Raw genomic sequence first — 4,492 nt, forward strand, 5'->3', positions numbered from 1 at the left:
AGCCTCGTGGCCTTTCCGCGTCTATAGAGATCGGGTGGGCGACCCCCGTCACTACTTCGACGCTTCTGTCCGATTGGCTCTATAAAGTCACTGATTGCACAGACTTTACGGCGAAAATTTCCGGGATCCAAGTTTATCTTCCAGACAAGCTCAAAGACTCTTCTCAGCTCCGACATGGTGAAAGGCGATGCGCAAAATGAAGTCGACAGAGGTGTATACTCCAATTCGCTCATCACCTTATCCATTGCATTAGAAACGATCGTCCAGTGATCGAACGCTAATTGTTCGCGCAGCGAATCATGGAACTCAACCCAGTCGGCACTGTATGCGTCCGTCGCACCCTCAACCTCTGGCAGATCTGGGGCGATCGCCAGAAAGGCGGTCGTAATTACCCGCCCGCGAGGGTCCCGATCTGGTAACGAATAAGTATGCAGTTGCAGCAGGGGTAGATCGGCAACTTCTAGACCTGTTTCCTCGGCGAGTTCTCGCCGAGCTGTACTTTCCAGGTCTTCGCCGGGCCGCAGGAAACCTCCTGGCAACGCCAACCTACCTCGAAACGGTTCACTCCCACGTACGACGAGCAGAATTTTTAGTTGGTCATTGCGAATAGTTAGGATGACAAGATCCGCTGTATGATTTGCCAGCACCCGAGGGCGGCGTGGCCTACTAGGTGGAGACACCTTAAGAATCCCGTCGCATATTGTGTAGAACCATCATCCTATGCGCTAGATCTGGCGGCTGAAATATTAGTTCCGATCCAATTTTGATTGGCAAGTCCTTTATGGGCTCCAAGTAGTAGGTCGGAATGCCACGTTCATGAGCACGTCCTAGCTCATAGCATGTTGTCCTACCCACATACCCCCCAGGATTTACGACGTAGAGAAAGTCTGAGGATAGAATTTTTGTCAGGGTGACTTCTTGGATTTTGTAATCTGAATAGTATTGAGGATCGCTAGACAGGCGCACATACAGGTCGCCAGGGTTAATGATTCGGGATATCGAGGGAGATTTGACATTTATGCCATTCGCTTCGAATGCCTGTACAGTCGACACGATTTGAGTGTAGTGCTTCCTAAAGCTACCAAGAATTGAAACAGATAGCCCGCTCATTTCCTACCTTTTTCATTCTTCGCCTTAAAGTCAATTCGCTTTTGGATTTGGCGCACTAATTCTGCTGCAGTGACGCTGGATGCCGCAGCAGTGGCGGTAGCTACCATCGGATTGTACCCTGCAAGGATCAGCGCCAGAACCAATCCGAAAACGATGAGGATCACTGCGAGTGTGAATACTTCAGGCGGGATGCGCTTGCCTTCCTGAAATTGCCGAGAATCTTTGGACATAGCTAGCACACCTCGCTTGTGACGCTTCCAGGGCGGGCAGATATCTCGCTCCATTCTCCATGGAGACGAGTGTCGTTGGAAGGTGGCCAAAGTTCCACCTTGACTCAAACCTCCCATCGCACCAGGTCAGAGGCACGTTTGCTTAGGGTGCGGATGACTAGAACCCCCCGCTTGAACCATGAGACCTCCGTGGCGCAAGCCGTACTTGAGGCACTACAAACATGCGTTTAGAGCCGCCTCTGAGCTGCAAAGATCACTCTCCGCCGTTATGGGGTCAAGTGTGCTCCGAGGACGGGCCCCTGCGCGGCCGGTCCCAGCCTCCGCAGGCGTTCGGGTTCCCAGATGCGGGCCGGGCGGCCGGTCAGGGCGGGGCCCAGGGCGGCGGAGTATTTGGGAACACTGGGCCGACGCGGGTCTATGCATCGCAGAGATGGCCGTGGACGCACTCCGCACCCTCAAGACCTGGGCCCAGGCAGTCAGTTCCGAGGCCCAGCTCGGACGATCTCCAGCCAGATCTGTGGGTGGCGGCGCTGTGCAGGGCAGGTTATGCAAGGCCAGGGTCTTCGGCGCAGCGGATGATCTTCGCAGCGGGTGCAGCGGGTGCAGCGGGTGCAGCGGGTGCAGCGGGTGCAGCGGTGGTGGCAACAGTTCCAGGTCGACGAGTTGCTTGTGCGGGGTGTCGGCGGCGTCGTCCTGGTTGGCGGCCCGCTTGGTGTCGCCGCAGGTGGGTAGGTAAGCGTCCGCCCGCGTCCGGCGTCGAGGTAGGGCTCGGCCGCCTCCGGGGGGGGCGTGGACGCTCGCCGTGAAGGGAGAGTACAGGTTCGGGTGTGCCGGTGGGTGCGGCTCATCGCAGTCACGACGGCGGGGACGCGTGAACGTTGCCGCTTGGCTGTGCAGGCCCGAGTCGTGTCTGTACAGCCCAACGAGCACATCGAGGGACGACCGGGCGGTCAAATGCCGGATGGTGGCGGTGGCCGCGTGCCAGACTCGTCACGTGGAGCAACTGATCGTCAGCGTTGAGCAGGATCATCTCGAGCGGTTGATCAAATCCCCGATCGCGGGGATCGCCGAGCTGATCTGGAATGGCCTGGATGCGGACGCCTCAACCGTGAGCGTCGACCTGGCCACCAACGCGATGGGTGGCGTCGAATCCGTGACGATCACCGACGACGGCACGGGCATCACGCTCCACCAGGTCCAGCGGTACTTCAGCCATCTCGGTGGATCGTGGAAGAAGACCACGACACAGACTGATCGTGGCCGCCTGCTCCATGGATGCAGCGGTCAGGGGCGGTGGGCAGCATACGGGGTGGGCGAAGTGGTCCGCTGGACCAGCGTCGCGGACGATGTCCAGAACAACCGGATGCAGATAGAGATCACTGGGCGGCGCAGCGCCCTGCGTGAGTTCTCCGTCGGAGAGCCCACGCCAGCGCCTGATGAGAGCACGGGCACGACGGTCGAGATCACCAATCTCACGGACGCCGCCCAGAAGGCCCTGCTACGCACCGAGACAGTTGATGAGCTCACGGCGACACTTGCCCTGTACCTTCGCCAGTACCCCGTCAAGGTCCTCTGGCAGGGGGCACCCCTCGATCCCACCCGTCTCCAGGTCGGCCTCCATGAGGCCGTTCTTGAAGTCGAGGGACTGGCCGGGGTCGGCTTGACGGTGATCGAGTGGAGCCAACCCGTCAAGCGGGCCCTGCATCTATGCGATCAGTCGGGGACGTCTCTCTTCCAGCTTCAGCCGGGTATTCGGGCGCCTGGGTTCGAGTTCACGGCCTACATCACCTGGGACGGGTTCCGCGGTTCGATCGCTGATCTCGCCCTGGCTGAAATGGGGCGAGAGCCGTTGGCATCGATCGTCGACGCCGCGAAGGATGAGCTCAAGCGGTACTTCAAGGAGCGGGCGAACGAGCGCGGCAGCGTCCTGCTCAAGAACTGGAAGGACGAGCACAGCTACCCGTTCGCCGACGAGCCCCGCACCACCATCGAGCGCGCCGAGCGGAACCTGTTCGATCTCGTCGCCGTGGCCACGGCGCCGGTGGTGGAGACGGCCGATCCGCGCTCCCGGAAACTGTCGCTCCGGCTCCTGCGCGAGGCCATCGAGAAAAGCCCGGGATCCGTCCATGAGGTGCTGCGTGAGGTGCTGGACCTGCCACCCGAACGGCTTGCCGAGCTCACCGAACTTATCGAGCGCACGTCATTGAGCTCGATCATCACCGCTGCCCGGCACATCACCGACCGGTTGGATTTCCTCAACGGCCTGGAGGAGATCGTCTTCGACCGAGAGTTGAAGAAGCGGTTCCTTGAACGTAGCCAGCTCCACCGCATCCTGGCCTCGGAGACCTGGGTCTTCCGCGAAGAATATGCACTGACCGCCGACGACGTGACCCTCAAGACGGCGCTGCGCGACCATATTGGGCTCTTGGGCCGGGATGACTTGACTCCTGCGGAGGCCGAGTCCGACGAGGTTCTCGATGAGACCGGCCGGCGCGTTGTCGTCGATATGATGCTGAGCCGCGTGGTCGAGCACCGCCGCAACCACCGCGAACACATCGTGATCGAGCTGAAGCGCCCCAACGTGCATGTCGGGCTCGATCAGTTCGGCCAGATCCAGAACTATGCGACGGCCGTCATCGAGGACTCTCGGTTCGCCCGCATCGACTGCCGGTGGGAGTTCTGGATCATCGGCGATACCCTCAAGCCGGCTGTCGAGAAGATGGCCAACCAGAAAGGCCGTGAGCCTGGCGTCGTCGTTGACGGGGACAACTTCGTGGTCCGGGCCGTGACCTGGGCCGAGGTGATCCAGGAAGCACGTCACAGGCTGGACTTCGTCCGCCGAGCTCTCGACTATCAGAGCACCAGCGACACTGGAATTCAGTACCTGCAACGCGCACACGGCAAATACCTGCCCGACATCTTGACCGCGACGACCGTGCCGCCCCCTCGCATCGGTGCCGAGGCCGAAACCGCCCGATGACGAGCCGGGCCAAGGCGTGAGGGTCGTGGTCGCTCCGCCTCCTTCCCGATGAGAGCCTTGTCGGCCGTCTGGGTGTGCTCATCGCCCGGGATCTGAGTGCGTGTTTGAGAAGGATCTTGTTATTGGTATGCGAGGGGGCGTGGGCCTTGGCGGACGGCGGGCTGGCCACCGC

The 4,492-nt window shown here is 60.6% G+C and carries 3 protein-coding genes; 1 reads left to right on the forward strand and 2 read right to left on the reverse strand.

The window, feature by feature from the left end:
- Both IEZ03_RS35965 and IEZ03_RS35970 read right to left on the reverse strand, forming a co-directional pair.
- The coding region (locus tag IEZ03_RS35965) for an NUDIX hydrolase (RefSeq protein ID WP_308428022.1) at positions 1–680 on the reverse strand (680 nt) is incomplete at its 3' end.
- A 426-nt stretch (positions 681–1,106) separates the two neighbouring features.
- Positions 1,107–1,340, reverse strand: coding sequence for a hypothetical protein (locus tag IEZ03_RS35970; RefSeq protein ID WP_184879353.1), 234 nt, complete (start codon positions 1,338–1,340; stop codon positions 1,107–1,109).
- Between the two features lie 994 nt (positions 1,341–2,334).
- Between IEZ03_RS35970 and IEZ03_RS35975 the strand changes: the two genes are divergently transcribed.
- Complete coding sequence (locus IEZ03_RS35975; RefSeq protein ID WP_184879355.1) at positions 2,335–4,320, forward strand: ATP-binding protein; 1,986 nt, start codon at positions 2,335–2,337, stop codon at positions 4,318–4,320.
- Positions 4,321–4,492 lie beyond the last annotated feature (172 nt).

This window comes from Actinomadura livida (assembly GCF_014648675.1).
Classification (GTDB): Bacteria; Actinomycetota; Actinomycetes; order Streptosporangiales; family Streptosporangiaceae; genus Spirillospora; species Spirillospora livida.